Origin of the sequence: Azospirillum oleiclasticum, from assembly GCF_013423485.1 — a bacterium.
Taxonomy (GTDB): Bacteria; Pseudomonadota; Alphaproteobacteria; order Azospirillales; family Azospirillaceae; genus Azospirillum; species Azospirillum oleiclasticum.
In genome coordinates, this window is the sequence record NZ_JABFFR010000049.1 from 15,234 (window position 1) to 41,265 (window position 26,032).

General features: G+C 70.3%; 28 protein-coding genes. 11 read left to right on the forward strand and 17 right to left on the reverse strand.

Translation table 11 applies throughout. The annotated features are described in order from the left end of the window. Positions 1-27 precede the first annotated feature (27 nt). The 3 genes from HL658_RS32425 to HL658_RS32435 form a co-directional block, all read right to left on the reverse strand. Positions 28-288: a hypothetical protein gene (locus HL658_RS32425; RefSeq protein ID WP_343055402.1), complete on the reverse strand. Its 261-nt coding sequence runs from the start codon at positions 286-288 to the stop codon at positions 28-30. A 142-nt stretch (positions 289-430) separates the two neighbouring features. Further along, positions 431-928 carry an HXXEE domain-containing protein gene (locus HL658_RS32430; protein ID WP_180285214.1) on the reverse strand — a complete coding sequence of 166 codons (498 nt, stop codon included), beginning with the start codon at positions 926-928 and terminating at the stop codon, positions 431-433. 21 nt (positions 929-949) lie between these two features. After that, positions 950-1,552 (reverse strand): OmpA family protein, encoded by a 603-nt coding sequence (locus tag HL658_RS32435; RefSeq protein WP_343055403.1) that lies wholly within the window; start codon positions 1,550-1,552, stop codon positions 950-952. A 133-nt stretch (positions 1,553-1,685) separates the two neighbouring features. Here HL658_RS32435 and HL658_RS32440 point away from each other — a divergent pair, with 133 nt between their 5' ends. Genes HL658_RS32440 through HL658_RS32450 form a run of 3 tightly spaced genes read left to right on the forward strand, consistent with a single transcriptional unit; the run spans position 1,686 to position 4,563 of the window. Further along, positions 1,686-2,708, forward strand: a complete 1,023-nt coding sequence (locus tag HL658_RS32440; RefSeq protein ID WP_180285212.1) for a DctP family TRAP transporter solute-binding subunit — start codon at positions 1,686-1,688, stop codon at positions 2,706-2,708. Between the two features lie 59 nt (positions 2,709-2,767). Then, positions 2,768-3,277 (forward strand): TRAP transporter small permease, encoded by a 510-nt coding sequence (locus HL658_RS32445; protein WP_180285211.1) that lies wholly within the window; start codon positions 2,768-2,770, stop codon positions 3,275-3,277. Beyond that, positions 3,277-4,563 (forward strand): TRAP transporter large permease, encoded by a 1,287-nt coding sequence (locus HL658_RS32450; RefSeq protein ID WP_180285210.1) that lies wholly within the window; start codon positions 3,277-3,279, stop codon positions 4,561-4,563. Before HL658_RS32445 ends, HL658_RS32450 begins: the two co-directional genes overlap by 1 nt. Positions 4,564-4,582: 19 nt before the next feature. Here HL658_RS32450 and HL658_RS32455 read toward each other — a convergent pair whose 3' ends face one another. From HL658_RS32455 to HL658_RS32470, 4 genes are all read right to left on the reverse strand, one after another. After that, positions 4,583-5,521, reverse strand: coding sequence for a DMT family transporter (locus HL658_RS32455; RefSeq protein WP_180285209.1), 939 nt, complete (start codon positions 5,519-5,521; stop codon positions 4,583-4,585). Between the two features lie 16 nt (positions 5,522-5,537). Beyond that, positions 5,538-5,738, reverse strand: a complete 201-nt coding sequence (locus HL658_RS32460) for a hypothetical protein (RefSeq protein ID WP_246338147.1) — start codon at positions 5,736-5,738, stop codon at positions 5,538-5,540. Positions 5,739-6,069: 331 nt separating this feature from the next. Then, positions 6,070-6,687 carry a hypothetical protein gene (locus HL658_RS32465; RefSeq protein ID WP_180285208.1) on the reverse strand — a complete coding sequence of 206 codons (618 nt, stop codon included), beginning with the start codon at positions 6,685-6,687 and terminating at the stop codon, positions 6,070-6,072. 67 nt (positions 6,688-6,754) lie between these two features. After that, positions 6,755-6,901 carry a hypothetical protein gene (locus HL658_RS32470; RefSeq protein ID WP_180285207.1) on the reverse strand — a complete coding sequence of 49 codons (147 nt, stop codon included), beginning with the start codon at positions 6,899-6,901 and terminating at the stop codon, positions 6,755-6,757. Positions 6,902-7,029: 128 nt separating this feature from the next. Here HL658_RS32470 and HL658_RS32475 point away from each other — a divergent pair, with 128 nt between their 5' ends. Together HL658_RS32475 and HL658_RS32480 are read left to right on the forward strand one after the other, a co-directional pair. Further along, positions 7,030-7,593, forward strand: a complete 564-nt coding sequence (locus HL658_RS32475; protein WP_343055404.1) for an ankyrin repeat domain-containing protein — start codon at positions 7,030-7,032, stop codon at positions 7,591-7,593. A gap of 54 nt (positions 7,594-7,647) precedes the next feature. Continuing rightward, positions 7,648-8,634, forward strand: coding sequence for a CobD/CbiB family cobalamin biosynthesis protein (locus HL658_RS32480; protein WP_180285205.1), 987 nt, complete (start codon positions 7,648-7,650; stop codon positions 8,632-8,634). Here the strand turns inward: HL658_RS32480 and mscL are convergent, their stop codons facing one another. From mscL to HL658_RS32500, 4 genes are all read right to left on the reverse strand, one after another. Continuing rightward, positions 8,635-9,063, reverse strand: coding sequence for a large conductance mechanosensitive channel protein MscL (gene mscL, locus HL658_RS32485; protein ID WP_196242357.1), 429 nt, complete (start codon positions 9,061-9,063; stop codon positions 8,635-8,637). Positions 9,064-9,139: 76 nt separating this feature from the next. Next, a complete protein-coding gene (locus HL658_RS32490) occupies positions 9,140-10,780 on the reverse strand; it encodes a Na/Pi symporter (RefSeq protein WP_180285204.1) in 1,641 nt (546 codons plus the stop codon). Between the two features lie 257 nt (positions 10,781-11,037). After that, complete coding sequence (gene secA, locus HL658_RS32495) at positions 11,038-13,731, reverse strand: preprotein translocase subunit SecA (protein ID WP_180285203.1); 2,694 nt, start codon at positions 13,729-13,731, stop codon at positions 11,038-11,040. A 120-nt stretch (positions 13,732-13,851) separates the two neighbouring features. Then, positions 13,852-14,121, reverse strand: a complete 270-nt coding sequence (locus tag HL658_RS32500; RefSeq protein ID WP_180285202.1) for a coiled-coil domain-containing protein — start codon at positions 14,119-14,121, stop codon at positions 13,852-13,854. 318 nt (positions 14,122-14,439) lie between these two features. Between HL658_RS32500 and HL658_RS32505 the strand changes: the two genes are divergently transcribed. Continuing rightward, positions 14,440-15,393 (forward strand): peptidylprolyl isomerase, encoded by a 954-nt coding sequence (locus HL658_RS32505; RefSeq protein WP_180285201.1) that lies wholly within the window; start codon positions 14,440-14,442, stop codon positions 15,391-15,393. Here the strand turns inward: HL658_RS32505 and HL658_RS32510 are convergent, their stop codons facing one another. The 5 genes from HL658_RS32510 to HL658_RS32530 all read right to left on the reverse strand — a co-directional run bounded on the left by HL658_RS32510 (position 15,394) and on the right by HL658_RS32530 (position 19,460). Then, complete coding sequence (locus HL658_RS32510; protein WP_180285200.1) at positions 15,394-15,555, reverse strand: hypothetical protein; 162 nt, start codon at positions 15,553-15,555, stop codon at positions 15,394-15,396. Between the two features lie 68 nt (positions 15,556-15,623). Then, positions 15,624-16,733, reverse strand: a complete 1,110-nt coding sequence (locus HL658_RS32515) for a peptidoglycan-binding domain-containing protein (protein ID WP_180287706.1) — start codon at positions 16,731-16,733, stop codon at positions 15,624-15,626. A gap of 138 nt (positions 16,734-16,871) precedes the next feature. Beyond that, positions 16,872-17,660: a galactosyltransferase-related protein gene (locus HL658_RS32520; protein WP_180285198.1), complete on the reverse strand. Its 789-nt coding sequence runs from the start codon at positions 17,658-17,660 to the stop codon at positions 16,872-16,874. A 76-nt stretch (positions 17,661-17,736) separates the two neighbouring features. After that, complete coding sequence (locus HL658_RS32525; protein ID WP_180285197.1) at positions 17,737-18,459, reverse strand: hypothetical protein; 723 nt, start codon at positions 18,457-18,459, stop codon at positions 17,737-17,739. A gap of 23 nt (positions 18,460-18,482) precedes the next feature. Beyond that, positions 18,483-19,460, reverse strand: coding sequence for a glycosyltransferase family 10 domain-containing protein (locus HL658_RS32530; RefSeq protein ID WP_180285196.1), 978 nt, complete (start codon positions 19,458-19,460; stop codon positions 18,483-18,485). 163 nt (positions 19,461-19,623) lie between these two features. Here HL658_RS32530 and argJ point away from each other — a divergent pair, with 163 nt between their 5' ends. The 4 genes from argJ to HL658_RS32550 are packed head-to-tail and all read left to right on the forward strand — an operon-like array spanning position 19,624 to position 22,812. Further along, on the forward strand, positions 19,624-20,862 hold the full coding sequence (gene argJ, locus HL658_RS32535; RefSeq protein ID WP_180285195.1) for a bifunctional glutamate N-acetyltransferase/amino-acid acetyltransferase ArgJ: 1,239 nt from the start codon (positions 19,624-19,626) through the stop codon (positions 20,860-20,862). A gap of 14 nt (positions 20,863-20,876) precedes the next feature. Then, complete coding sequence (locus HL658_RS32540) at positions 20,877-21,452, forward strand: GNAT family N-acetyltransferase (protein ID WP_180285194.1); 576 nt, start codon at positions 20,877-20,879, stop codon at positions 21,450-21,452. 46 nt (positions 21,453-21,498) lie between these two features. Then, on the forward strand, positions 21,499-21,939 hold the full coding sequence (locus HL658_RS32545; RefSeq protein ID WP_180285193.1) for a (deoxy)nucleoside triphosphate pyrophosphohydrolase: 441 nt from the start codon (positions 21,499-21,501) through the stop codon (positions 21,937-21,939). 18 nt (positions 21,940-21,957) lie between these two features. Continuing rightward, on the forward strand, positions 21,958-22,812 hold the full coding sequence (locus HL658_RS32550; protein ID WP_180285192.1) for a GNAT family N-acetyltransferase: 855 nt from the start codon (positions 21,958-21,960) through the stop codon (positions 22,810-22,812). Positions 22,813-22,928: 116 nt separating this feature from the next. On the opposite strand, the gene HL658_RS32555 is transcribed toward HL658_RS32550, so the two are convergent. After that, the gene (locus HL658_RS32555) at positions 22,929-24,554 is read right to left on the reverse strand and encodes a GMC family oxidoreductase (RefSeq protein WP_180285191.1); all 1,626 of its coding nucleotides are present in this window, start codon (positions 24,552-24,554) and stop codon (positions 22,929-22,931) included. 191 nt (positions 24,555-24,745) lie between these two features. Between HL658_RS32555 and HL658_RS32560 the strand changes: the two genes are divergently transcribed. Next, the gene (locus tag HL658_RS32560; RefSeq protein WP_180285190.1) at positions 24,746-25,972 is read left to right on the forward strand and encodes a TRAP transporter substrate-binding protein; all 1,227 of its coding nucleotides are present in this window, start codon (positions 24,746-24,748) and stop codon (positions 25,970-25,972) included. Positions 25,973-26,032 lie beyond the last annotated feature (60 nt).

Genomic DNA, 26,032 nt, shown 5'->3' on the forward strand with positions numbered 1-26,032 from the left:
CCGCCGACCGCGCCACCGGACGGGCGATCACTCCCAGCCGGCCGCCTTTTCGCAGGCCTTGCGGGCCTCGGGGTTGGCCTTTTCCCACTGGGTGATGCTGCGCGTCTCGTTGTCGTCCATCTTGTTGTTCATGCAGACGCAATAGGCGCGCACGACCGCTTCCGACACCTTGGCGCCCTCGTTGTCCTTCAGGCACTGCGCGACCCACTTCGCGTTGTCGTCGGCAAGCGCGATGCCGCCGGTCAGCAGCACGCCGGCCGTGATGATGGTGAGAGCGATGGTCTTCACTGCGAATCCTCCTGTCCTTCGTTGCGGTGGCCCCATACGGACGGCCGGGGCGTTCGGTACCACCCGGTACCACCGGAAACTACCCCGAAAGGCATTATGCCGAAAGGAGTATTTCCGCCGCCGCCGCGGTGCCCGCTGCGGCTCAGTGGCCGAACCCGAACAGCCCGCCCCAGATCACCAGCAGCATCAGCGCAGCCCCGACCGCCGTCGCGGCGGCGAAGGCCGCCGGCGGCAGCACCCGTTCGCGCAGCGCCGCACGGCCGACGGCGACGGACACCGGGACATAGAGGAGGAACGCTGTGACCAACCCCGGCGAGTAGCGGCCGTAGACCACCGTCGTCACCAGATGGAAGACGAAGTTCCAGAACAGGTTGCCGCTCGCCCAGCACAGCAGCAGGAAGGCCGGCAGCGGTGACGGCCGCCGCCACGCCCAGGCGGTCAGCCCCAGCAGGATCACCATGAAGACGGCGTTGTTGAGGAGGAAGCCGCCGGCGCTCATCGGGCTGCCCAGCGTGTCCGTCACCCAGCCGGGGAAGCCGGCGGCGAACTCCTCCAGAATGTGCGGCGCGAAGGACGCCGGCATCAGCCAGATCAGGGAGCGGAAGCGGGCTCCTTTGCTTGCGGGTGGGATGGCGGGCATGGCGGCATCCGGGTGCGGCCGCTATGGGCCGAGGTTGACGATCTCCACCCGGCGGTTCGCCGCGGCGTCGGGGTGGGCGGGGTCGGCGAGGCGGGTTTCGCCAGCGCCTTCGGTCTCCAGCCGGGCGGCGTCGATGGTGTGGCGGGCGGTGAGATAATCGCGCACCGCGTCCGCCCGCCGGCGCGACAGGGCGAGGTTGGACGCCGGGGTGCCGCGGGCGTCGGTGTGGCCGACGATGCGGAAGCGGACGGCCAGCGCGTCGGACGCCTTCATCACCGCCGCCACCCGGTCGAGCACCGCCCGCGACTCCGGCCGGATGCGGGCCGAGGCGAAATCGAACCGGATCAGGAAGCTGGCGGCCAGCGGGGCCGGGGGTGCCGGCGTGGCGGCCGGTGGCGGGGTCGCCGGCGCGGAGGGTGCGGCGGTCACCGCCGGGCGCGGCGGGGCCGGAACCGGGGCCGCGGTCGGGGCCGCGGGAAGCGGGACGGGGGCCGCCACGGGAGGGGCGGGCGGCGGGCAGCCGGGGCCGGCGCGGCCAAGCAGGGCCGCCTGGATCTCGCACTCCGTGGGGTCGGCGCCCAGCGTCGCCGCGTCCACCGGGGTGCACAGCCACAGCGCGGCCACCGCCAGGGCCACCGCCAGGACTTGCGGACACCGGCCGCATGGCCGATGGGTAAAATCCGCGTGGTAGGATGCTGCGCGCCTTTGTACCATCGCCGCCTCAATCGTTCCCGAGAAAGACCAGGGAGGAAAGATCATGAAGAGCTTCAAGACGCTGCTGGCCGGGCTGGCCCTCGCGGCCCTCGTGCTGCCCGGTGCCGCGGAGGCGGCCTACAAGGCCGAATACAAGCTCTCCACCGTGCTCGGCAAGCCGTTCCCGTGGGGCATCGGCGGCGACCGCTGGGCGGAGCTGGTGAAGGAGAAGACCGGCGGGCGCATCACCGTGAAGATGTACCCCGGCACCTCGCTGGTGAACGGCGACCAGACCAAGGAATTCACCGCGCTGCGCCAGGGCGTGATCGACATGGCGGTCGGCTCCACCATCAACTGGTCGCCGCAGGTGAAGGAGCTGAACCTCTTCTCCCTGCCCTTCCTGATGCCGGACTACGCCGCCATCGACGCGCTGACGCAGGGGCCGGTGGGCAAGCAGCTCTTCGATCTGCTGGCGACCAAGGACGTGGTGCCGCTGGCCTGGGGCGAGAACGGCTTCCGCGAGCTGTCCAACTCCAAGCGGCCGGTGCGCACGCCGGACGACCTGAAGGGGCTGAAGGTCCGCGTGGTGGGTTCGCCGCTGTTCCTCGACACCTTCACCGCACTCGGCGCCAACCCCACCCAGATGAGCTGGGCCGACGCCCAGCCGGCGCTGTCCACCGGTGCGGTGGACGGGCAGGAGAACCCGCTGTCGGTGTTCGTCGCCGCCAAGCTGCCGACGCTGGCCCAGAAGAACCTGACGCTGTGGGGCTACGTCGCCGACCCGCTGATCTTCGTGGTCAACAAGGAGGTCTGGGAATCCTGGTCCAAGGAGGATCAGGAAGGCGTGCGCGCCGCAGCCCTCCAGGCCGCGCAGGAGCAGATCGCGCTCGCCCGCAAGGGCATCGCCGGCGGCGACGATTCCGTGCTGAAGGACATCCAGGCCCAGGGCGTCGAGGTCGTGAAGCTGACGCCGGAGCAGCAGAAGGCCTTCCAGACCGCCACCCGCCCCGTCTTCGACAAATGGGCCAAGACCATCGGCCCCGACCTGGTGAAGACGGCCGAGGACAGCATCGCCAAGCGCAAGTGAGCCTTCCGCCCCCTCCCCGCCGGGGAGGGGGTTTCGCCTTTCCGACGAGCTGAAATCCGATGAGCAGCGACCTGCTGGAAGCCGGGCTGGAGACGGCCCCGCCCAAGACCCGCGTCCCCGTGACCATCGAGCGCGCGGCGGCGGCGCTCGCCATGGCGGGGCTGTGCGTGATCAGCTTCGCCAACGTGGCGGTGCGCTACCTGACCGACGTATCCTTCGCCTTCACCGAGGAATACTCGATCTTCCTGATGGTGGTGATGACCTTCTTCGGCGCCTCGGTGGCGGTGGCGGCCGACCGGCACATCCGCATCACCTTTCTGGTCGACCGCCTGCCCCGCTCCGTAAGGCGGGTGACGGAAACCGTGGTGTGGACGGCGGCTCTCGTCATGTTCGGCTTCCTCGCCTGGTACGGCGGGCGGCTGACCTACGACCAGTGGCGGTTCGAGGAGACCTCGCCGGCGCTCGGCAACCCGCAATGGCTCTACACGGTGTGGATGCCGGCCCTGTCGGTGGTGGTGGCGCTGCGGGTGGTCGGGCGCATCGTCGATGCGCTGCGGGGGAACCGCTGATGGCCCCGTCGATCCTGTTCCTGGGCTTCCTGGCGCTGATGCTGCTGGGCGCACCCCTGGCGGTGGCGCTGGGGCTGGCCGGCACCCTGTCGATCATGGAGGCCAACCTCGGCATCCTGTCGGTGCCGACCAACGTCTACGCCGGCATCGCCAAATACCCGCTGCTCGCCATCCCCGTCTTCATCCTGGCCGGGCTGATCTTCGAGCGGGCGGGGGTGGCGAAGCAGCTCGTCACCTTCGCGTCCGCCATCGTCGGCGCCCGCAACGGCGGGCTGGCGGTGGTGGCGGTTCTCGTCTGCATGGTGATGGGCGGCATCTCCGGCTCCGGCCCGGCGGACGCCGCGGCGGTCGCCACGGTGATGATCCCCAGCATGGCGAAGGCCGGCTACCCCCGCGCCTTCTCCGCCAGCGTGATCGCCGCCGCCGCCGCGACCGCCATCCTGATCCCGCCCTCGGTCGCCTTCATCATCTACAGCGTGATGGTGCCGCAGGCGTCGGTCCCGGCGCTGTTCGCCGCCGGGCTGATCCCCGGCATCCTGGCCGGGCTGTCGCTGCTGGCCCCGGTGGTGTGGCTGTCGCGCCGCCACGGCTTCGGGCTGGCCGACACCGGCCCGCGCCCGCCCTTCTGGCGGAGCCTGCGGCAGGCGGTGTGGGGGCTGCTGGCCCCGGTCATCATCCTGGGCGGCCTGCGCACCGGCGCCTTCACCCCCACCGAGGCGGCGGCGGTGGCGGTGTTCTACGGGCTGCTGGTCGGCACCGTCGTCTACCGCACCCTCACCCTGCGGGCGCTGTTCGACGTGCTGGCCGACGCGGCGGAGATGTCGGCGGTGGTGCTGCTGATCATCGCGCTGTCCAGCGTCTTCGCCTGGGCCGGCAGCACCATGGGCGCCTTCGACGCGGTGGCCGACGCCGCCGTGCACGCCACCGGCAACGAGGTGCTGATCCTGCTGCTGCTCAACATCGCGCTGCTGGGGCTGGGCATGCTGCTGGACGCGGTGTCGATCTTCCTGATCCTGCTGCCGCTGCTGACCCCGATCATGGCCGCCTTCCACTGGGATCCGGTGTGGTTCGGCGTGATGATCACCATGAACCTCGCCATCGGCCAGTTCACCCCGCCCATGGCGGTGAACCTGATGGTGACCTGCCGGGTCGCCGGCATCGCCATGGAATCGACCGTCGGCTGGGTGCTGTGGATGGTGGGCGCCATGCTCGGCGCGCTGGCCCTGGTGGTGGTCTTCCCCGAGCTGGCGCTGTGGGTGCCGCGGCAGTTGGGGTATGTGGGGTGATGGTTGGGGGGCGGGGGCGCTACGCCCCTGCCCGCCGCCGCGTCGCCAGCACGATCCCCCCGGCGATCAGCGCGATGCCCACCGCGTGGTACCAGTGCAGCGATTCGCCGAGGAAGGCGATGGCGAGCAGGCTGCCGAAGACCGGGACGAGGTGGATGGACAGCCCCGCCGTGTTGGCGCCCAGCAGCAACACCACCCGGTTGTAGCAGAGGTAGGACAGGATCGAGGCGAACAGCGAGACGTAGCCGACCGACAGCAGCGCCTGCGCCGTCAGCGGCATGGGCCGCCCCGACGCCGTCTCCAGCAGGTAGAAGGGCAGCAGGGTCAGCGCCCCCAGCCCGAAGATGGTGGCGATGAAGCTGAGCGGGTGCACCTTGGGCCGGCGCCGCAGCAGGGCCGTGTAGGCGGCGTAGCTGATCACCGCCAGCAGCACGAACAGGTCGCCCGCGTTGAACCCCAGCCCCAGCAGCATCGCCAGGTCGCCGTGCGCGATCAGCACCAGGGCGCCGGCGATCGACACCAGGATGCCCAGCGCCTGGGCCGCGGTCACCCGGTCGCGGAAGAAGGCGAAGCTCATCAGCACGATCAGCACGGGCATGGCGGTCTGCAGCATCACCGCGTTGACCGCCGTGGTCGATTCCAGCCCCAGATACATCAAGGTGTTGAACAGGCTGATGCCGACCACGGTCAGCAGCAGCAGGATGCGCCAGTGCGCCAGCAGCACCCCGCGGTCGGCCAGCAGGGGCCGCCACGCGAAGGGCAGCAGCACCGCCGTGCCCACCGCCCAGCGCCAGAAGGCCAGCCCCACCGGCGGCACCTCCCCCGCCACCGCGCGGCCGAGCACGGCGTTGCCGGCCCAGAACAGCGGCGGCAGCATCAGCAGCAGCCACGCCTGGTCGGCGATGCGGAAGCGGGCGCGGGATGGCGGCGGGGTCGGGGTGTCGGGCGTGGCGGTCATGGAACGCGACGCGCGGTCAGGGGCGCCGGCGGGCCGGACCGGCCAGCTCCGCCTCCAGCTCGGCGATCCGCTTGCCCATCGATTCGCGGATGGCGGGGGCGGCGTGCGACTTCAGCGCGGCGAACTGCTCGCGGAGCTGGCGGAGCTGCACCTCCTTCTGCTCGCGGGTGCGCTTGATGGCGACGCGGTCGGAATGCTGGCCGTCGAAGGCGCGCATGCTGGTCCTGGCCTCTGTTCTCGGGAAGGATCGGCCGGCGCGGGCGCCGCACCGGGGCCGCCTTGATGCCCAAGCCGCCGGGGACCGTCAAGACCGCCGATGGTCGCGACGGCCGCGTGGCACGGTGCCGCTGCGGCATCGCGCCTCATTGGCATACGCACAAAATGATAATGCCGAATTCTGGAAACGCGCTATGGTCCGCGCCGGACTCTGCCGTCGGGAGCGATCCCGGGTTCCGGTCGGGTCCAGGGCACCACTTCTGGGCCGCTCCCCGCGTTCGGGAGCGGCCTTTTTTTGCAAGTCCACGCGGGCCGTGACCAGCCGAGTGCCGTCAGCCGGCCGCCGTCTGCGGCACCTCGTGCACATCCACCGGCAGGTTGGTGTGGCGGGCCAGGATGTCGCGGGCAACGCGCTCCCGCTCATCGTTGCGCAGGTTGACCCACAGCAGGATGCCGCCCTTCTCCAGATGCTGGCTCAGCGGCTCGTTGCGCTTGTCGCCGAGCCAGCCGGACAGGATGCCGCCCAGCCCGCCGCCAGCCGCCCCGGCCGCCGCTGCGGCCGCCGCCGCCGCCAGCGCCGTGCCGCCGGTCGCCAGCACCGCCCCGGTGGCGATCACCGCGCCGACATAGGCGGGGATGCCGATCGCCACGCCCTGGGCGTTGCCCGTCTCCTCCGGCGAGACGTAGGACTGGCGCGGCACGGCGGGGTCGTGCTTGGCCTCCTCCACCGTGTCCGGCACATCGCCGGTCTCGCGCCGGATGGTCTCGTCGTTGGCCATCAGGCTCAGCTCATGCCGCTCGAATCCGGCGAGCGACAGCTCGTCGATGGCGTTCTGCAAAGCCTCGCGCGTGTCGAACACGCCCACCGCCTCGCGGACCATGGCCGGCCCCGTGGTGTCGGCGCCGGTCCAGGCGGCGGAGTTGGCTTGGGTGTCGCTGTTGGTGTCCATGTCGATCCTCCGTTCACCAGCCGTAACCGGGAACGGGGCCGACGGTTCCCTCGGATCGCCGGTGGGATCAGGGCCGGGGTGCGGCGGCCGGCGGCGGAATGGCGCCGCGCGGCTCCGGCTGGCTGGCAAGGAACCACCACAGGCCGACTCCGATCAGCACGGCCTTCGCCAGCAGGAACAGCGCGATGTGGCGGGCGAGCGGGTTGCGCGGCACGGAGCACCTCCTCGGCAGCGGGCGGGACGATGCGCCGCTTGTCGTCCCCTTGCCCGCGCTGGTCAAGCCATGGCGGCATTCGATACACTGCGCGCAACGTCGCACCGGGAAAGAAAAGGAACCGCCTCGTGACCCGACGACACGCCATCGCCCTGGCGACCGCCGCCCTGCTGGTGACCGCCGCCCTGCCGGCCGCGGCACAGATCTCGCTGTTCCAGGCGCCGACGCTGGTCGAGGCGGTCGCCCGCAACGACCTGAACCAGGTCCGCGCGCTCGTCCTCAAGGGCGACAGCCCCAACATGAGCGACAGCCAGGGCCGGCCCCTGCTGGTCGCCGCCGTCACCGCCGGGCAGCAGGAGATGGTGCAGCTCCTGCTCGACAGTGGCGCGCAGCCGGCCCGCGCCGACCGGGTCGGCAACACCGCGCTGCATTGGGCCGCGCAGGAGGGCGAGTCGGAGATGATCGACATGCTGTTGAAGAAGAACGCCAAGGTCGATCAGGAGAACAAGCAGGGCATGACCGCGCTGATGATCGCCGCCCGCCATGGCCAGGCCGCCGCCGTCGAGCGGCTGCTGAAGGCCGGGGCCAGGGCCGACGCGGTGGACTTCACCGGCCGCAGCGCGCTGAGCTGGGCGGAGGACGGGCGCAACGCCCGCGTCACCAACCTGCTGCGCAAAGCCGGCGCCCACTGACCGGGCCGACTCCGCCCCCGTCCCCCATCACCCCTCCGGCCGGGAGCCGCCCCCATGGCCAGCACCGTCTTCGGCGGCCCCGGCCCGTTGTTCCTGTTGCTGCTGGCACTGGCGGTCGATCTGGCGCTCGGCGGCTGGACCGACCGTTTCCTGCCCGACCCGGCGCGGCTGGCGCAGCGCCTGTGCGCGTCGGCCGACCGCCGGCTGAACCGGGCCGAGCGCAGCCCGCGCGACCGGCTGCTGCGCGGCGCGCTGGTCGGGCTGGTGCTGCTGGCCGGCGCCCTGGTCGCCGGTGTCCTCGTGCAGGAGGTGGCGGCGGCCGTGCGCGGCGGCTGGCTGCTGGAGCTGGCGGCGCTGGTCATGGGGCTGCGCGGCCGGGCCTCCTGGCTGCGGGTGCGCGAGGTGCGCCGGGCGCTGGAGCAGCGCGGGCTTCCCGCCGCGCAGGAGGCGGTGTCCGGCCTGACCCGCCGGCACCTCTACGCGCTGGACGAGCACGGGGTGGCGCGCGCCGCCATCGAGCATCTGGCCCGCGCCTTCGACCGCCGGCTGGTCGCCCCGGCCTTCTGGTACATGCTGCTGGGGCTGCCCGGCCTGTTCGCCTGGATCGCCATGGACGGCGCCGATTCGGCGCTGGGCCGGCCGGGCACCCGGCACGCGCAGTTCGGGCTGACCGTCGCCCGGCTCGACGACGCGCTGAACGCCATCCCCGCCCGGCTGGCGGCGCTGCTGCTGGCGCTGGCCGGCGGTGTGCTGGGCGGCGCCCGGCTGACCGAGGCGTTCCGCACCCTGCGCCGCGACGCCCGCAAGCCGGCCTCGCTCAACATGGGCTGGCCGGTGGCGGCCATGGCCGGGGCGCTCGGCCTGTCGCTGGGCGGCCCGCACCGCGACGGCGGGGTGGTGATCACCGAACCCTGGCTGGGCGACGGCCGCGCCCGCGCCGTCCCCGCCGACATCGGCCGCGCCCTCGGGCTGGCCGCGGTGGCGTCGCTGCTGCTGGCGCTGCTGGTCGGGCTGGTGCTGGTGGGGGTGGCGGGGATTTGATCACCCCGCCTTCCGTCCTTCGCGCAACGCGTCGCGGATTTCGGCCAGCAGCACCTCCTGGCGCGTCGGCACGGCCTCGTTCTTCTTCGCCTCCAGGAAATGCAGGCGGTTGATCTGGCGCACCACCAGGAACAGCGCGGCCGACACGATCAGGAAGTTGATCAGCGTGTTCAGGAACTTGCCGTAGTTGACGGTGGCCGCGCCCGCCCGCTGCGCCGCCGCCAGCGATTCGTACTGGCCGCCGGACAGGTCGATGAAATAGTTGGAAAAGTCGATGCCACCCATGACCCAGCCGATGGGCGGGGTCAGGATGTCCTGGACCAGGGAGTTGACGATGCCGGTGAAGGCGGCACCGATGACGATGCCGACGGCGAGATCCACCACGTTGCCGCGATTGATGAAGGTGCGGAATTCCTGAAACACGGCCATCCTGCTGCTCCGCTTCGGCTTGGTCACCGGAACGGAACGCGCGGGCGGCCGTGACGATCCCTCGGGCGATGACCTGTCAGGCCGGCACCGGCTGGGCGGCAGGGGTCGTTTCCTCCGCCGCGGGGGCGATGCTGCCGAGGCTCCAGGCGTAGCGGCGCAGCAGCCAGTTGATGCGCTCGAACAGGTCGGTCGCCTTCCACAGGGCGAGCCGGATGTCGGTGGGCAGCGGCGGGTCCTGGTTGGCGATGCCGTCGCGCACGCGCAGCATCATGGACGAGCGGTCGGCGGTCAGCCGGGCCAGCATCTCCGGGTCGAAGGGCTCGTCGCCGTCCAGCTCCAGCGCCACCACGTCGAGCAGCGCGTGCAGCCCCTCCGTCAGATTGACGATCAGCCGGTCGGCCGCCGGGTCCTTGCCGCGCTTGGGCATGGCCTTGACGAAGGCGGCCAGCTCGTCGTGCAGGGTGACCAGCACCTCGTTGGCGTTCCACAGCTGGTAGAGCCGGTCGGTGGCCCTGCCATGCGGGGTGCAGGCCATCGCCTCGGTCAGGAAGCCGCGGATCTCGCCGGCCAGCGCCTTGCCCGAGCGTTGCAGCACCGCCATGGCCGTCGGCTTCCCGTCATGCTCCTCCGGCCGCAGCTCGCCCAGGAAATCCGGCAGGCGGCGCAGCAGGCGGCGCTGCTCGCGGTCGGCCTGCCCGGCCACCGCCACCGGATCCTCCACCGGCGGGGCGTAGAGATGCTCCGGCCGCGACAGCTCCTCCTCCACCGACGGCGGGCTGAGGCGGTGGACGATGGCGTACATCGGCCCGTTCAGCAGGCTGGCCGCCAGCGCCGCCACGATCTGGTAGAGCCAGTGGACGAGCGTGACCTGGAAGGCCGCGTCGGCGGTGACGGCACCGACCAGCGCCGCCACCGTCGGCACACCGGCGAAATGCTCCAGCGACAGCAGCGGCAGCAGGATCAGCGCGCCCAACGCCTTCAGCAGCACCTGATAGACGGAGAGCTGACGCTCCGTCCCCTTCAGCGCGGAGCCCTGCATCCAGCTCATGATGCCGGAGCCGACGTTGGCGCCGACCACGATCAGCATGGTCTGGTCGACCCCCAGCACCCCGGCCTGCGACAGGGCGACGGCGATGATCGACACCGTCATGCCCTGCATGAAGGTGGCGAACAGCGTGCCGGCGATGAAGCCCCAGTAATAGAACTGGTCGGCGACCGCCAGAACGTCGCGCATGGTCTGCGACTGGCCGATCGGGGTGGCGGCGTGCGCGGTGAGGTCGACGCCCACCATCAGCAGCGCCAGCCCCATGATGGCGTTGATCAGATACCCGTAGGAGGCGGACTTGTGATACTCCAGGAAGTAGGCGATGCCGACCGCCGCCACCAGCGCGTAGGTCAGCAGCGCCACGTCGATGGAGACCAGCAGCAGCCGCAGCGTGGTGCCGGCGTAGCACCAGGTGACGATCGGCATGCCGGCCTGCACGGTGACCGCGCCGGCCGACACCAGCCCGACCACGATGAAGGTCACGGCGTTGGTGCTCTGGATCATCGCGCCGGAGCCGATGCCGACCGCCGCGGCGCGCCACGGGCTGACCGTCGCCTGCCGGACCACGCGGCGGAACCGCGGCCCGGCCGCCTGCTTCATGTTCACGGTCAGATAATGCGTGCCGATGAAGATGAAGCCGAGGCCGGCCAGCAGCGTGATCAGAATGTCCATCGACCATTCCCCTTACCGCGCGCACCGCGGTTTTATCGCGCATGCGACGGTATAGGGGGTAGTCCTTTCGGTCAAGGAACGGGGGTGACAAGGAAACCCTCGCCCCTCCGGAGAGAAGGTGGCGCGAAGCGCCGGGTGAGGGGGCGTTACGGCCCTTCAGGACCGGACAAAGAATCCGTCGGCCCGGAAGCAAACCGGTGGCCGCGTTTCCCCCTCACCCAACCCTCTCCCCGAGGGGAGAGGGCTTCGGAACAGCGTCACGCCAGCTTGCCGTGGCAGTGCTTGTACTTCTTGCCCGAGCCGCAGGGGCACAGGGCGTTGCGCGGGGTGTTGGCCCAGGGGTCGCCACCGCCGGCCGCGCGCGCCGCAGCGCCATCGGCCTCCGCCGCGCCGGCCATGACGAGCGCCGGGTCGGTGCGGCCCTCCTGCATGGGCACGGAGGCCTGGCCGAACAGGTCGGGGGGCGGCGGTTCGGAGACGCGGATCTCCACATGCATCAGCACGCTGGTGACCTGCTCGCGCAGGCGGACCAGCATGGTCTCGAACAGCTCGAACGCCTCGCGCTTGTACTCGTTCAGCGGGTCGCGCTGGGCGTAGGCGCGCAGGTTGATGCCCTGGCGGAGATGGTCGAGCTGGAGCAGATGGTCCTTCCACTCCTGGTCGAGGATCTGGAGAACCAAGCTCTTCTCGACATGCCGCATCATCTCCGGGCCGTAGTTCGCCACCTTCTCCGCGTATTTGCGGTCGGCGGTGTCGCGGATGCGCTCCTCGACCTCCGGCTCGGCGATGCCCTCCTCCTTCTGCCAGTCGAGCACCGGCAGATCGAGGGCGAGGATGCGGCGCACCTCCTCGTGCAGCCCGGCCATGTCCCACTGCTCGGCGTAGGCGTTGGCGGGGATCGCCTTGCCGACCATCGCCGAGACGACCTCGTGCCGCATCTCCTTCACGGTGTCGGCGAGGTCGGTCGAATCCATGATCTCGCGGCGCTGCTCATAGACGACCTTGCGCTGGTCGTTCATCACGTTGTCGAACTTGAGCAGGTTCTTGCGGATTTCGAAGTTGTGCGCCTCGACCTTCTGCTGCGCCTTCTCCAGGGCCTTGTTGATCCAGGGGTGGATGATCGCCTCCCCCTCTTTCAGCCCGAGGCGCTGGAGCATGCCGTCCATGCGCTCCGACCCGAAGATGCGCATCAGGTCGTCGTCCAGCGACAGGAAGAACTTGGACGCGCCCGGATCGCCCTGGCGCCCGGACCGGCCGCGGAGCTGGTTGTCGATGCGCCGGCTCTCGTGCCGCTCGGTGCCGATGACGTAGAGGCCGCCGGCCTGGCGCACCAGCTCGCGCGCCTCCTCAACCTCGCGGCGGATCCGGGCGATGCGCTCCTCGCGCTGCGGCCCCTCCGGCACGTCGGCCAGCTCGATACGGATGCGCATGTCGACATTGCCGCCGAGCTGGATGTCGGTGCCGCGGCCGGCCATGTTGGTGGCGATGGTCACCGCCCCCGGACGCCCCGCTTGGGCCACGATGGTGGCTTCCTGCTCGTGGTAGCGGGCGTTCAGGACGTTGTGCGGGATCTTCTTCTTCTTCAGGAAGTCCGACAGCAGCTCCGACTTCTCGATCGAGGTGGTGCCGACCAGCACCGGCTGCTGGCGGGAGCGCGCCTCGTCGATCAGGGTGACGATGGCCTCGTACTTCTCCTTGGCCTTGCGGTAGACCTCGTCGTCGTGGTCCTTGCGCAGGACGCCGACGTTGGTCGGGATCTCGACGACCTCCAGACCATAGATCTCGCCGAATTCCGACGCTTCCGTCATCGCCGTGCCGGTCATGCCGGCCAGCTTGGGGTACATGCGGAAGTAGTTCTGGAAGGTGATGGACGCCAGCGTCTGGTTCTCGCGCTGGATGGTCACCTCTTCCTTGGCCTCCAGCGCCTGGTGCAGGCCCTCCGAGTAGCGCCGGCCCTCCATCATGCGGCCGGTGAACTCGTCGATGATGATGACCTTGTCGTCCTTGACGATGTAGTCCTTGTCGCGCTGGAACAGCGTGTGGGCGCGCAGCGCCTGCTGGGCGTGGTGGACGAGGGCCACGTTCTGGATGTCGTAAAGGCCGCCGGTCTTCAGCAGCCCGGCCTCCGCCAGCAGCGCCTCGATCCTCTCCTGCCCGGCCTCGGTCAGGCTGACGGCGCGGTGCTTCTCGTCCTTGTCGTAATCCTCCGCCGCGAGCATCGGGATCAGCCGGTTGACGGCGATGTACAGCTCCGAGCTGTCGGTCGAGGGGCCGGAAATGATCAGCGGGGTGCGCGCCTCGTCGATCAGGATCGAGTCGACCTCGTCCACGATCGCGTAGTTGAAGGGCCGCTGGACCATGTCCTCCAGCCGGAACTTCATGTTGTCGCGCAGATAGTCGAAGCCGAACTCGTTGTTGGTGCCGTAGGTGATGTCGGCGGCGTAGGCCTGCCGTCGCTCGTCGTCGTCCAGCCCGTGAACGATGCAGCCGACGCTGAGCCCCAGGAAGCGGTAGACGCGGCCCATCCACTCGCTGTCGCGGCTGGCCAGATAGTCGTTGACGGTGACGACGTGCACGCCCTTGCCGCTGAGCGCGTTCAGATAGACGGCGAGCGTGGCGACCAGCGTCTTGCCCTCGCCCGTCCGCATCTCGCTGATCTTGCCCTGGTGCAGCACCATGCCGCCCATCAGCTGCACGTCGAAATGCCGCTGCCCCAGCGCCCGCTTGGCCGCCTCGCGCACGGTGGCGAAGGCGTCGGGCAGGATGTCGTCGAGGCTTTCGCCCTTCTCCAGCCGGTCGCGCAGCCAGGGGGTGCGGGCCTTCAGGTCGTCGTCGGAGAGCTTGACGAGGTCCGGCTCCAGCGCGTTGATCTGGGCGACCGTCTTCTGGAGCGACTTGACGACGCGCGTGTTGGCGTTGCCGAACAGCTTTCGGGCGATGGCGCCGAACATGAACAAACCTCGGGCAGTGCTAAGATCAGGGCCGGCCTGGAACCGGTCTCACATAGGCCCACGGGCCGAAACTGTCAACGAGACCCTGCCCGGCGGCGGCACCGGCGGGCCCGCGGCCGGCTACAGCAGCTTGACCAGGGCCGCGATCAGGGCGGCCTGGCCCAACAGCAAGGGCACCAGCCACTTCATCAGGTCGGCTTTCAGATCGGAGACGTCGGCGCGCAGGTCGCTCCGCAACTGGGCGACGTCCGCCTTCGTGGCCATCTGCGAAAGGTCGGCATCCCGCGCTTCCCGGATCATGGTGGTGACGGCTTCGGCCTGCGCTTCCGGCATTCCGGCAGCGGTCAGGCGCTTCACGAAGGCATGGGTGTCGAAGCTCGCCGCCATCATCCGATCCGTCCCTGCCACGCGTGGCACGCCCGCCCGTCACACCGGTAACGCACGCCGGCCGGTCCGGGTGCCGGCGGCAATGCCCCCATAGTGTGGCGAAGCGCCGGTGCCGGACAAGCCCCCCGTCCTGCGGCACACCATCGCGTGCGGCATGCGCCATCGCGCGCCGTTCACCATCAGGTGACGTCGATTTCATGCAGCCCGCTTGCCCGCCGCCACCATATGCGGCTAAATCGCGGCCCAGTCGGGACCGGGCCGCCTGCGGATGGCCCCTTGAGGCCGTGTTCGCGACCTGTGAATCGTCAAGGAAACGCCGAGATGTTGAACCGTTCCCTGCGCGCCGTGCTGCTGTCGATGACGGCGGCCGGCATCGCCACCGCCGCCTTCGCCCAGCAGCCGGCCCCCGCCCCGCAGCCCGCACCCGCCACCGCACCCGCAACGGCCGCCGAGCAGGCCGCCAAGCCCGCGGACCCGGTGGTCGCGCGCGTCAACGGCGGCGAGATCCGCCGGTCCGACGTCTCGCGCATGCTGGCCCAGCTTCCCCCGCAGGTCCAGCAGATGCCGATGGAGATGATCTTCCCGGCGCTGGTCGAGCAGCTCGTCAACCAGAAGCTGGTGGCTGATGCCGGCTACAAGGCCAACCTGCAGCAGACCCAGGACGTGAAGGACGAGGTCAAGAAGGCGGAGGAGCGCGCGGTGCAGCGCGCCTACATCCAGAGCCAGGTGCAGGCCAAGATCACCCCGCAGGCGTTGGAGAGCGCCTACAAGGAGTATGTCGCCCACAACCCGCCGCAGGAGGAGGTGAAGGCCTCCCACATCCTGGTGGAGAGCGAGGCCGAGGCCAAGACCATCATCGGCGACCTCGCCAAGGGCGGCGATTTCGCCAAGATCGCGCGCGAGAAGTCGAAGGACCCGACCGCCGCGGCGCAGGGCGGCGACCTCGGCTACTTCACCCGCGAGACGATGGTGGAGCCCTTCGCCAACGCCGCCTTCGCCATGGCCAAGGGCGAGACCAGCAAGGACCCGGTGCAGACGCAGTTCGGCTGGCACGTCATCCGCGTCGAGGACAAGCGCACCCAGCCGCAGCCGACGCTGGACGAGGTGAAGCCGCAGCTCGAGCAGGAGCTGGGCAAGGAAATCGTCACCGCCCTGGTGGACGGCCTGCGCAACGGCGCCACCATCGAGACCTTCCAGATGGACGGCAGCCCGATCCCGGCGGCCCCCGCCGCCCCGGCGCCCGCCCAGACCCCGGCGCCCGCTCCGGCGAAGTGATCACGACCTCCGGTCCGGGGCGGGCTGCGGCTCCGCCCCGGACCGGAGGGCCTCCACGCGCACCGACCGCGCGGCGCGGGCACCCTGCACCAGGGCCGCCAGCATCAGCAGCGCCGGCACCCCCACCACGCTGGCCAGCACGCACACACCCACCAGGGACATCGCCACCTCCGCGCGCGATCATCGCGGCGGGGAACGGAGGGCGCAAGGGCGCTGCGGCGTCTTTGGCCTCAGGGCGTCTTCGGCGCTGCCGGCGGGTCGATCACCACCATGTCGGTCATCGACAGCGGGATGGTGATCTCGCCCCAGGGCGTGTTGGTGTGGGGCGGCGGCGGCGGAGCCGTCTTGTCCTTGTCCTTGCCGAGGATGGTGCGGAAACGTCCCGACGCCGTCTGGTAGCAGCCGACCTGATCCTTGTAGGCGATCATCTTCGTCCGCCACTGCCCGGCGATCTTCTGCAGGAACAGCGGCGCCCCGCCGATGCGGCAGGTCAGCAGCACCACGGCGCTGAGCTTGCCGTCCACGAAGATCTTGCAGACCTCCTGCCACAGGGCCCAGTTCTTCAGGCGGCGCTGCGCCCCGGGCGTCTGGTCGCGCTCGTCCTTGTCCTTCTGCGACAGGGGTTTCAGGCCGGTGTTGGCAGCCGGCTTGTCGTCGTAATAGGGGCTGACGAAGTCCTTCGGTTCGTTCTCGTTGTAGTTCTTGCCGAGCACGCGCATGGCCGCGTTGGGCGCCAGGTCGAAGGTCCCCTGCTCGCCGAATTGCGGGATGCAGACGCCGTGGCCGACGCTGAGGATCAGCAGGCCGCCGGCCCCGGCGGTGTTGACCGCCTGACGGATGCGCTTCACCTCCTCCGCCGGGTCGGTGGCGGCGTCGACCTTCACCACCTTGCCGCTGTAGAGCTTGACCATCTGGTTGGCCCAGCCGACGAAGTCGCGGTTCGCGGTCTCCGACAGGATGACCATGCGCGGCTCGGGCAGGCTGACGCCGACGGCGAACATCAGGTGCGAGCGCGACCGCTCCTGCGCCTTCATCTCCTCGTCCAGGCGGCGGATCGTCATCTTGCCGACGATGGCGTCGGCCTGGGTCTGGTAGAGCAGGTTGATGATGCGCCGCCGCTTCTTGTACTCCAGCACCGCGTTCTCGGTGGTGGGGCCGTAGAGGTGGCGCTTCTGCTCATCGTCGGCGATGCGGCTGCCGTCGAGGATCGACAGCGCCCCCTGGATCAGCGAGACATGCTCGCCGGTCGCCCCGCGCAGCACATGGTGCGGGTCGCTGACCAGACAGTGCTGGAGCCTGCTGTTGTCGCGGAACCATTTCGACTGGAGTCGTGTCGCCACAGCCATGACCATCCCCGAGAACCGGACGGAAACCCGCTGGCCCCCGATTGAAGCCGGGCAATCGAGCCGCCGACACGACGCCTTGGGGGCGCCCCGGCGCGGCCGGGTTACCGCGGTGGGTGGTGGCCGCGCGGGCGGTCAGCCCGTCCGCGCGGCGGCGAGCTGGTCCGGCCGCGGCCGATGGCCGAGGCGGACGCGGACGATCTGGAAGCGGTCGGCGACCGCCTCGCCGGCCAGATCGCACAGCCGGCGCTCCAGCACGTTGTAGGTCAGGGTGGACAGACCGTCGCCCTTGGGGATGGAGCCGGTGGACCACAGCGCCTGGAAGAGCTGGCGGTTGACCAGCGCGATCTCCGACGGGGCGGCGTCCGGCGTGAAGCCGTCGTTCTCGTGGTCGAGCGGCTCGAAGCGGCCCTTGCGCCGGTCGGTGGGGATGCGGCGGGCGCGGATGCGCAGCGAGAAGTCGAAATCCTCGAAGCCCCAGCCCCAATAGGCGTTGGAGTAGCCGTCCACCTGCCGCATCACCGCGTTGGGCATCAGCAGCACCCCGCCCATGCTGCTGTCCAGGTCGGTCGTCACCGTGCGGTCGGAGGTGCCGGGGGCGACGGGCCGGCGCTCGGCCCCGTACCACAGGATCGGCGTCGGCACCTCGGCCCAGGAATAGTCGGCGTCGAGGGGCAGGTAATCGACGTCGTGCAGGCAGGTGTAGTCGCTGGTCCGCTCGCCCAGCAGGAAGCCGATGTTCTTCAGCGCCCCGCGGTTGAAGGGCAGGCCCACGTCCTGCTCCACGATGGTCACGCGGTAGTCGATGGGCCGGTCCAGCCCGGCGAACCACGCGGCGATCGCCGGCACGAAGCGGCGCAGATGCGCCTCCCGGTCGCGGTAGGGCACGACGATGTTGAGCCTGCGGCCGGCGGTGTCGGTCATCGGGTCCTTATCCAAACGCGGGCGGTGGGCGGGCCGGCGCAAGATGCCGCCGGACGCGCGGCAGCGTCAACGCCGGCTACTCGCGCCAGCGCGTGTGCTCCATGATGCGCGGGATGCCGGGCGGGCGGCGGCCGTCGCCCCATTGGGAGATGTCGGGCAGCGTCGCCACCCCGCGGCTGTGGCCGAGCAGGCTGAGGATGCTCTGGTCGTGGCGGTGGTCGCGGAAGCCGGGGTGGTTGGGCAGGCCGCAGGCGTTGGGGGCGTCGGTGATCAGCCGTTCGTCCTCGGCGAAATGCAGCCAGGTGGCGACGAAGGCCATGGTGGAGGGCGCCCGCTCGATCACGGCGAAGCTGCCCAGGATCTGCGGCGCCTCGGTGAAGCCGGGGTGGTCGAGGCCCATGTAGTGGAAGCAGTCGCGCTTGGTCCAGACGCGGGCGCGGTGCTGGTCCTCCAGCGTGAACAGCAGGATGGGCAGGTCGTGCCTCTGCCGGCAGACCTCCACCAGCGGATCGACGCTGTGCACGAAGTGGGCGCCGCTGTCGCTGTAGAAGAGGATGTCGCCGTCGTCCAGATGCTCGCGCAGCAGCGTCCAGATCAGGAAGGGCTTCCACAGCCAGTAGCCGGCCCCGCGCGGCTGGTCGAGGATGTGGCGGTTGCGGGCGACGAAATCGGCCGGCAGGTGCTGCCGCCCCAGCGACGCCACCCCGTCGAAGCCGCCGACCTCCAGCCCCGTCCGGCTGTTGTGCGCCTGCGCCTGGGTGAAGGCGCCGTCGGCGTAGTTGAGCAGCACACGCTTCATCGCCGCACCCCCTGCATGGCCGCCTAGAGGCGGCTTTCGATGAACTCCGCCAGCCGGTAGGCGTCGAAGTGGAAATCCGGGGCGCCGACGAAGGGCGAGACGCCGCGGCAGCGGCGATAGGCGTCGTAATCGTCGTCCAGGGCGAGGATCGCGGCCACCGCCGCCTCGTCGTCGGCGAAGCGGGACACGTCGATGAAGCTGCCCGGCACCACGTCGCGCGTCACGTCCGGGTCGCCCCAGTAGAGGGGGACGGCGCCGGCCTGGAACACGTCCAGGATCTTCTCGGTCAGATAGCCGGGGTGGCTGCTGTTCTCGAAGGCGAAGGCGAAGCGGTACTTGGCGAAGACGCGGATCTTGGGCAGCCAGCCCATCTTGACCACGCTGCCGGTGTTGTTCAGGTGCCAGCCCACCGAATCGACATGACGGCGCGCGTGCAACGCCTGGAAGAAGTCGTTGCGGCGGGTGCCGTGCGGGTTCTTGTAGAGGAAGGCGCAGAATTTGCGCGCCGCGAACTCGTCGCGCGTCGGCGGCACCGGCGGCAGGAGCGGCTGGCAGAAATGCGCGGTCGCCCCCTCCCGCATGTGCTCGAAGGCGTGCATCACGTAGAGCGGCAGGCGGAAATGGCGGGGGTCATCGATGCGGTCGAAGGACACCGCCATGTCGAAGGCGTCCAGCGGCGGCCGGCGGTTCTCGCCGGTGAAATAGAGGCTGCGGCGTGCGCGCATTTCGCGGTGGCGGGTGCCGAACACCGAGACGATGGCGAGGTCGCACCCGTCCTCCACCACCGTCACCGCGAAGCGGTGCGACAGGATCTCGGTGAAGAAATTCTCGCGCTTGTCGAACTCCGGCCAGAAATCATGGAAGGCGACGGTCAGCGGCGCCCTGGTCTGCCGCTGACCGTAGCTCGGGCCGAACAGCAGGAACAGGTCGAGCAGCGACGGGTCGAGGCCGGGGTTGGCGAGGAACTCCTGAAGGGCGGCCGCGGTCCTTGGGTCGATCATCGCTCCGGCCGGCTTGCGGGGACTGGGCCCCACGGTATGGCCGGCGCTGGTAAATTTTGCCTGAACAAGGCCGCAGGCCGGCCCCGCCAACGGCACGCGTGACAGGCGCCGCCAGCTTGCTATGGTGCTGCGGTTCGACCCCTCGCCCGAGAGACCGCGCGCCATGGCCCTCCCCGTCTCCCCGCTCGCCCCCGCCGCCTTCCCGACACTGCCGCCGATCCCCGGCGTGCGTCTGGCCGTGACCAACAGCGGCATCCGCTACAAGGGGCGCGACGACCTGCTGCTGGCGGTGCTGGACGAGGGAACCACCGTGGCCGGCGTGCTGACCAAGTCGCTGACCTGCTCGGCCCCGGTGGTGATGTGCCGCGACTCGCTCAAGGGCGGCACCGCGCGGGCGCTGGTGGTCAACGCCGGCAACGCCAACGCCTTCACCGGCAAGGCGGGCGACGTCACCACCCGCACCACCATAGAGACGGCGGCCGGCATCGCCGGCTGCGACCCGCTGGCGGTCTTCACCGCCTCCACCGGCGTGATCGGCCAGCCGCTGGCCCCCGACGCCATCGCCCGCAGCCTGGGCGGGCTGGCCGACACGCTCGCCAACACCAGCGCGGTGTGGGAGGCGGCGGCCCGCGCCATCATGACCACCGACACCTTCCCCAAGGGCTCGGTGCGCACCGCCGAGATCGGCGGCACCACGGTGACCATCAGCGGCTTCTGCAAGGGCTCCGGCATGATCGCGCCGGACATGGCGACGATGCTGGGCTTCCTGTTCACCGACGCCGCCATCCCGGCCCCGGCGCTCCAGGCGATGCTGTCGGCGCTGACCGAGCGCACCTTCAACAGCCTGACGGTGGACGGCGACACCTCCACCAGCGACACGGTGCTGCTGTTCGCGACGGGCAAGGCCGGCAACCCCGTCGTGACGGACGCCGCCGACCCGGCACTCGCCGACTTCCGCCGGGCGCTGGAAGAGGTGATGCGCGACCTGTCGCACCAGATCGTGCGCGACGGCGAGGGGGCGACCAAGTTCGTCACCATCGACGTGGTGGGGGCCGACAGCGACGCCGCCGCCAAGCGCATCGCGCTGACCATCGCCAACTCGCCGCTCGTCAAGACCGCCATCGCCGGCGAGGACGCCAACTGGGGCCGCATCGTGATGGCGGTGGGCAAGGCCGGCGAGCGGGCCGAGCGCGACCTGCTGAAGATCTCCGTCGGCGGCACGCTGATCTGCGCCGACGGGATGGAGGTGCCGGGCTATGACGAGGCGCCGGTGGCCGCCCACATGAAGGGCAAGGAGATCGACATCCTGGTGGACATCGGGCTCGGCAATGGCAAGGCGACGGTGTGGACCTGCGACCTGACGCACGGCTACATCGACATCAACGGCAGCTACCGAAGCTGACCGGCAGCCCCCGCATGCACCACCCCATCCCCGTTCCGCCCCTCCCCGCCCGGATCGAGACGCCGCGGCTCGTGCTCCGCTCCTACCGGGTGGAGGACGTGAAGCATTTCGCGCCGCTGATCGGCGACTGGGCGGTGGCGCAGTGGCTCGCCAACGTGCCGCACCCCTACAGCCCGGCCTACGGACGGGAGTGGGTGGAGGCGGCCGAGGCCTACCGCGTCGAGCGCCGCGCGCTCTGCCTGCTGATCGCCGAGGCCGACGAGGATCTTCCCATCGGCGGCATCGAGGTCAATCTGGAGCGCGGCGAGATCGGCTACTGGATCGGCGTGCCCTATCAGGGCATGGGCTACGCCAGCGAGGCGGTGGCCGCGGTGATCCGCCTGTGCTTCACCGTGCTGGGCCTGCCGTCGCTCAACGCCGCCACCCTGCTGGACAACCGGCCATCCCGCCGGCTGCTGCTGAAGGCCGGCTTCGAGCACCGCGGCGTGCACGACTACGACTTCATGCTGCGCGGCGGCGTCCAGCCCGGCCACCTCTACGTCCTGAGCGCCGCCCGCTGGCGCGCGCTCAACGGCGAGGTGGCGAGCTGAGCGTTGCCCACCGGGCCTAGGCACCCTCGACGCACACGGAACCCCCATGTCCTGCTTCGATCCCTCCTCCACCCCTCCCGCCGGGTCGAAGCCGGTGTTGCTGGTCGCCGCGGTGGCGCTGGTGGATGCCGACGGGCGGGTGCTGCTGGCGCAGCGGCCGCCGGGCAAGGCGCTGGCCGGGCTGTGGGAGTTCCCCGGCGGCAAGGTGCACGCCGACGAGACGCCGGAGGCGGCCCTGGTGCGCGAGCTGCGCGAGGAGCTGGGCATCGACACGGCGGCGAGCTGCCTTGCCCCCTTCACCTTCGCCTCGCACGGTTACGAGAGCTTCCACCTGCTGATGCCGCTCTACGTCTGCCGGGTGTGGGAGGGGGACGTGGCGCCGCTGGAGGGACAAACGCTCGCCTGGGTCTATCCCAACCGCATGGGCGACTACCCGATGCCGCCGGCCGACGTGCCGCTGGTGGCGATGCTGCGCGATCTGCTCTGAGCGTTGGAGGACAACGGCATGGCGGTGGATGGTTTCACGGTGCGGACGGCGACGGCCGACGAGGTCGGCACCATCCTCGCCTGGGCGGAGGCGGAGGGGTGGAACCCCGGTGCCGGGGACGCCGCCTGTTTCCGGACGCAGGATCCGGAGGGGTTCTTCGTCGGGCTGCTGGACGGGGTGCCGGTGTCGGCCGTGTCGGTGGTGACCTACGGCGACGCCTTCGCCTTCCTCGGCCTCTACATCGTGCGGCCGGAGCATCGCGGGTCCGGGCTGGGCATGGCGACCTGGCGCGCCGGGCTGGCGCATGCCGGAACGCGCACGGTCGGGCTGGACGGGGTGGTGGCGCAGCAGGACAACTACCGCCGCTCCGGCTTCGCCTACGCCCACCGCAACGTGCGATTCGGCGGGGTGCCGGCGGGCGCCGCGCCCGGATCCGGGGCCGGGACGGTGGTGCCGCTGGCCGCGGTGCCGTGGGAGGCGGTGCTGGCCTTCGACGCGGCCTGCTTTCCGGCGGAGCGGGCGGCGTTCCTGAAGGGTTGGGTGTCGGCACCGGGGCATCACGCGCTGGCGCTGCTGCGCGATGGGGCGCTGGCGGGGTTCGGGGTGATCCGCCCCAGCGTCACCGGACGCAAGGTCGGGCCGCTGTTCGCGCTGGACGGGACCGCCGCCGGGGCGCTGTTCGACGCGCTGGCCGCCACGCCGGGCGACGGCCCGGTCTTCCTGGACGTGCCGGAGCCCAACGCCGCCGCGGTGGACCTCGCCCGGTCGCGCGGGCTGGCGCCGGCGTTCGAGACGGCGCGCATGTACACCGGCCCGGTGCGGCCGATCCGGGATGACCGGGTGTTCGGAATCACCAGTTTCGAGTTGGGGTGAGGTTAAGCGCGGGGCCCCCGCCCCGGCCCTCCCCCACTGCGCGGGGGAGGGGGAAGAAAAGCCCTCCCCCGTCGCCAGATGGGGGAGGGTTGGGTGGGGGCCGGACGCAGCCCCCCCTACGCCGCCGCCGCGTAGCTGGCGTGCCGGGCTGCGGCGAGGATCAGGTCGGACGCCTTCTCGCCGATCATGATGGTCGGCGCGTTGGTGTTGCCCGACACCAGCGTCGGCATGATCGAGGCGTCGGCCACCCGCAGCCCCTCGATGCCGTGCACGCGCAGCGCCGGATCCACCACCGCCATCGCGTCCACCCCCATCTTGCAGGTGCCGGCGGGGTGGTAGATGGTCGTGGCGGTGTTGCGGGCGTGGACCAGCAGTTCCTCGTCCGTCTTCACCTTGGCGCCGGGGTCCAGCTCCTCGACGATGAAGGGCGACAGCGCCTTGGTGGCGGCCAGCCGGCGGGCCAGCTTCATGCCCTCCACGATGGTGCGCTGGTCGGTGTGGGTGGCGAGGTAGTTGGGGTGGATGGCCGGCGCCTGCCGCGGGTCGGACGAGCGCGGCTCCAGCCTCCCCCGACTCTCCGGGCGGAGCTGGCAGACCGACGCGGTGAAGGCCGAGTAGCGGTGCAGCCCCTCGCCCGGCTTGTCGCTGGACAGCGGCTGGATGTGGAACTGCACGTCCGGCGTGTCCATGGCCGGCGAGGTGCGGGCGAAGATGTAGGCCTGGCTCGCCCCCATGCTCATCGGGCCGCGGCGGAACAGGATGTATTCCACCCCGATCAGCATCTTGCGGAAGAAATTGTTCACCTCGTCGTTCAGGGTCGGCACGCTGCTGCGGTACATGGAGCGGGCCTGCAGGTGGTCCTGCAGGTTCTCGCCCACACCCGGCAGATGGTGGACGACCGGGATGCCGACCCGCTGCATCACCTCGCCGCGGCCGATGCCGGACAGCTCCAGGATGTGCGGGGAGTGGATGGCCCCGGCGGAGAGCACCACCTCCCGCCGCACCTCGATGCGCTTCACGGCACCGTCCACCCACACCTCGACCCCGGTCACGCGCTTGCCGGTCAGCACAAGGCGCTGCACGGTGGCCCCGGTCATCACGGTGAGGTTCGGGCGGTCGAGCACCGGCCGCAGGAAGGCCACGGCGGAGCTGCAGCGCCGCCCGTTGCGGGCGGTGAGCTGGAAATAGCCGGCCCCTTCCTGCATCGCCCCGTTGCAGTCGGGGTTGCGGGGGATGCCCAGCTCCTCGGCCGCCGCGATGTAGGCGTCGCAGATGTCGCGCCGCACCCGCATGTCGGACACGCTGAGCGGTCCGCCGGTGCCGTGGAACTCGTCGGGGCCACGCTCCTGGTGCTCGGAGCGCTTGAACAGCGGCAGCACATCCTCCCACGACCAGCCGGTGCAGCCGAGCTGGCGCCACTGGTCGTAATCCTGCGGTTGTCCGCGGATGTACAGCAACCCGTTGATCGAGCTTGATCCGCCCAGCACCTTGCCGCGCGGCCAGGCGAGGCTGCGCCCGTTCAGACCGGGGTCCGGCTCGGTCTTCAGGCACCAGTCGGTGGCCGGGTTGTGCATGGTCTTGAAGTAACCGACCGGGATGTGGATCCACGGGTAACTGTCCTTGGGTCCGGCCTCCAGCAGCAGCACGCGGGCGCCGGGGTCCGCGGACAGACGGTTGGCGAGGACGCAGCCGGCCGATCCGGCACCGATGACGACATAATCGTAGGCTGTGTCGCTGGACATGCCTTCCACTCCCTCCCGAAAGCTTCTTTCGCGATGCTGCGTTGCAGCGAAACTTTTCACAACGCGATCCTTGCACGGGGAACCTGTTTGTGTAAAGATGAAATACAGCGTTTCAAAATAAGCAAAATGTGTCGCTCGCATGGTTCGCTGGCAACGCATATGGTTGGTCCACAGGTATGGGAGGGAAACCGATGAGACAGTCTCTGCAATTCTCGCGTCGCGATCTGGGCCGGCTGGCCGCCCAGTTCGGCTGGACGTCCACGCTGTTGGCGCTCGGCGGGCTGGTGGGGCCGGTGACGCTGCCGCGCCTGGCGCAGGCGGCCGAGGCGACGGCGAACCGCCGCTTCTCCAAGCCGGCCAAGCACACCTTCAAGTTCGGCGCGTCCGGCTTCAACGAGCAGAATCTGCAGATTCAGAAGTCGGGCCAACTCTTCTTCGCCCGCGACCTCGAAGACCGCACCGACGGCGAGATCCGCGTGGAGTTCCTCGGCAGCAACCAGATCTGCGGCCAGCTTGATTGCGTGCAGAAGACGCAGCAGGAGATCACCCAGATCTTCTCCGCCTCGACGCAGAATTCGGCGGGCAACGCGCCCTATTACAACGTTCTCGACTTCGCGTTCATGTTCCCGTCGCGGGCGTCCCAGTATCACTTCTTTTACAGCCAAGCGAGCCAGAAGCTGCTGCGCGAGCCGCTGAAGCGGCGCCACAACATCCAGTTCCTGTTCACCCATTGCGAACTGCGCGGCATCATGCTGGGCAAGAAATGGGCGGACCGGCCGAACGTCACCAAGCTGGAGCAGCTCGCCGGCACCAAGAACCGCGTCACCGGCACCCAGCTCGGCCGCATCGCGATGGAGCTGCTGAAGCTCAACCCCGTGCCGATCGCCTGGGAGGAGACGCTGGACGGCCTGCGCCAGGGCCTGATCGACGGTGCCGAGACGTGGATGGGCGCGGTCGCCTACGCCAACATGACGCCGGTGGTCTCGCAGGCGGTCGACCTCCGCTTCTTCTGCGGCACCGAGCACACCGCGATGAACGCCAAGGTCTTCGACCGCGTCGAGGGCCGGTTGCAGGACGCCATCATGGAGTCCGCCTACACCGCGCAGGTCCATGTCCAGGGCACGCACGAGGCCGCGCTGCACGAGGTGATCGGCGCCACCAACCCGCCGCGCCCCGGCACGCTGTTCCACAAGCACGGCGTGCGCGTGGTCGAGCTGCCGGCCGAGGAGATGAAGAAGGCCGAGGACATCGCCTCGCCGATGTCCAACCCGGAGCCCTGGAAGGTGTGGCGCGACCGCCTCGGCGAATGGGCCGGCGGCGTCGACATCTACAAGGAGATCCATGCGGTGGCGCGCGAGATCCCGGCCGACAAGCCGGTGGTCAACGTCGAGCCGCGCCGCTGGTGGAAGTCGGCCTGACGCGACCGGCTGAAAGTCGTCGCGCGGGGCCCCCACCCCGGCCCTCCCCCATCGTCGACG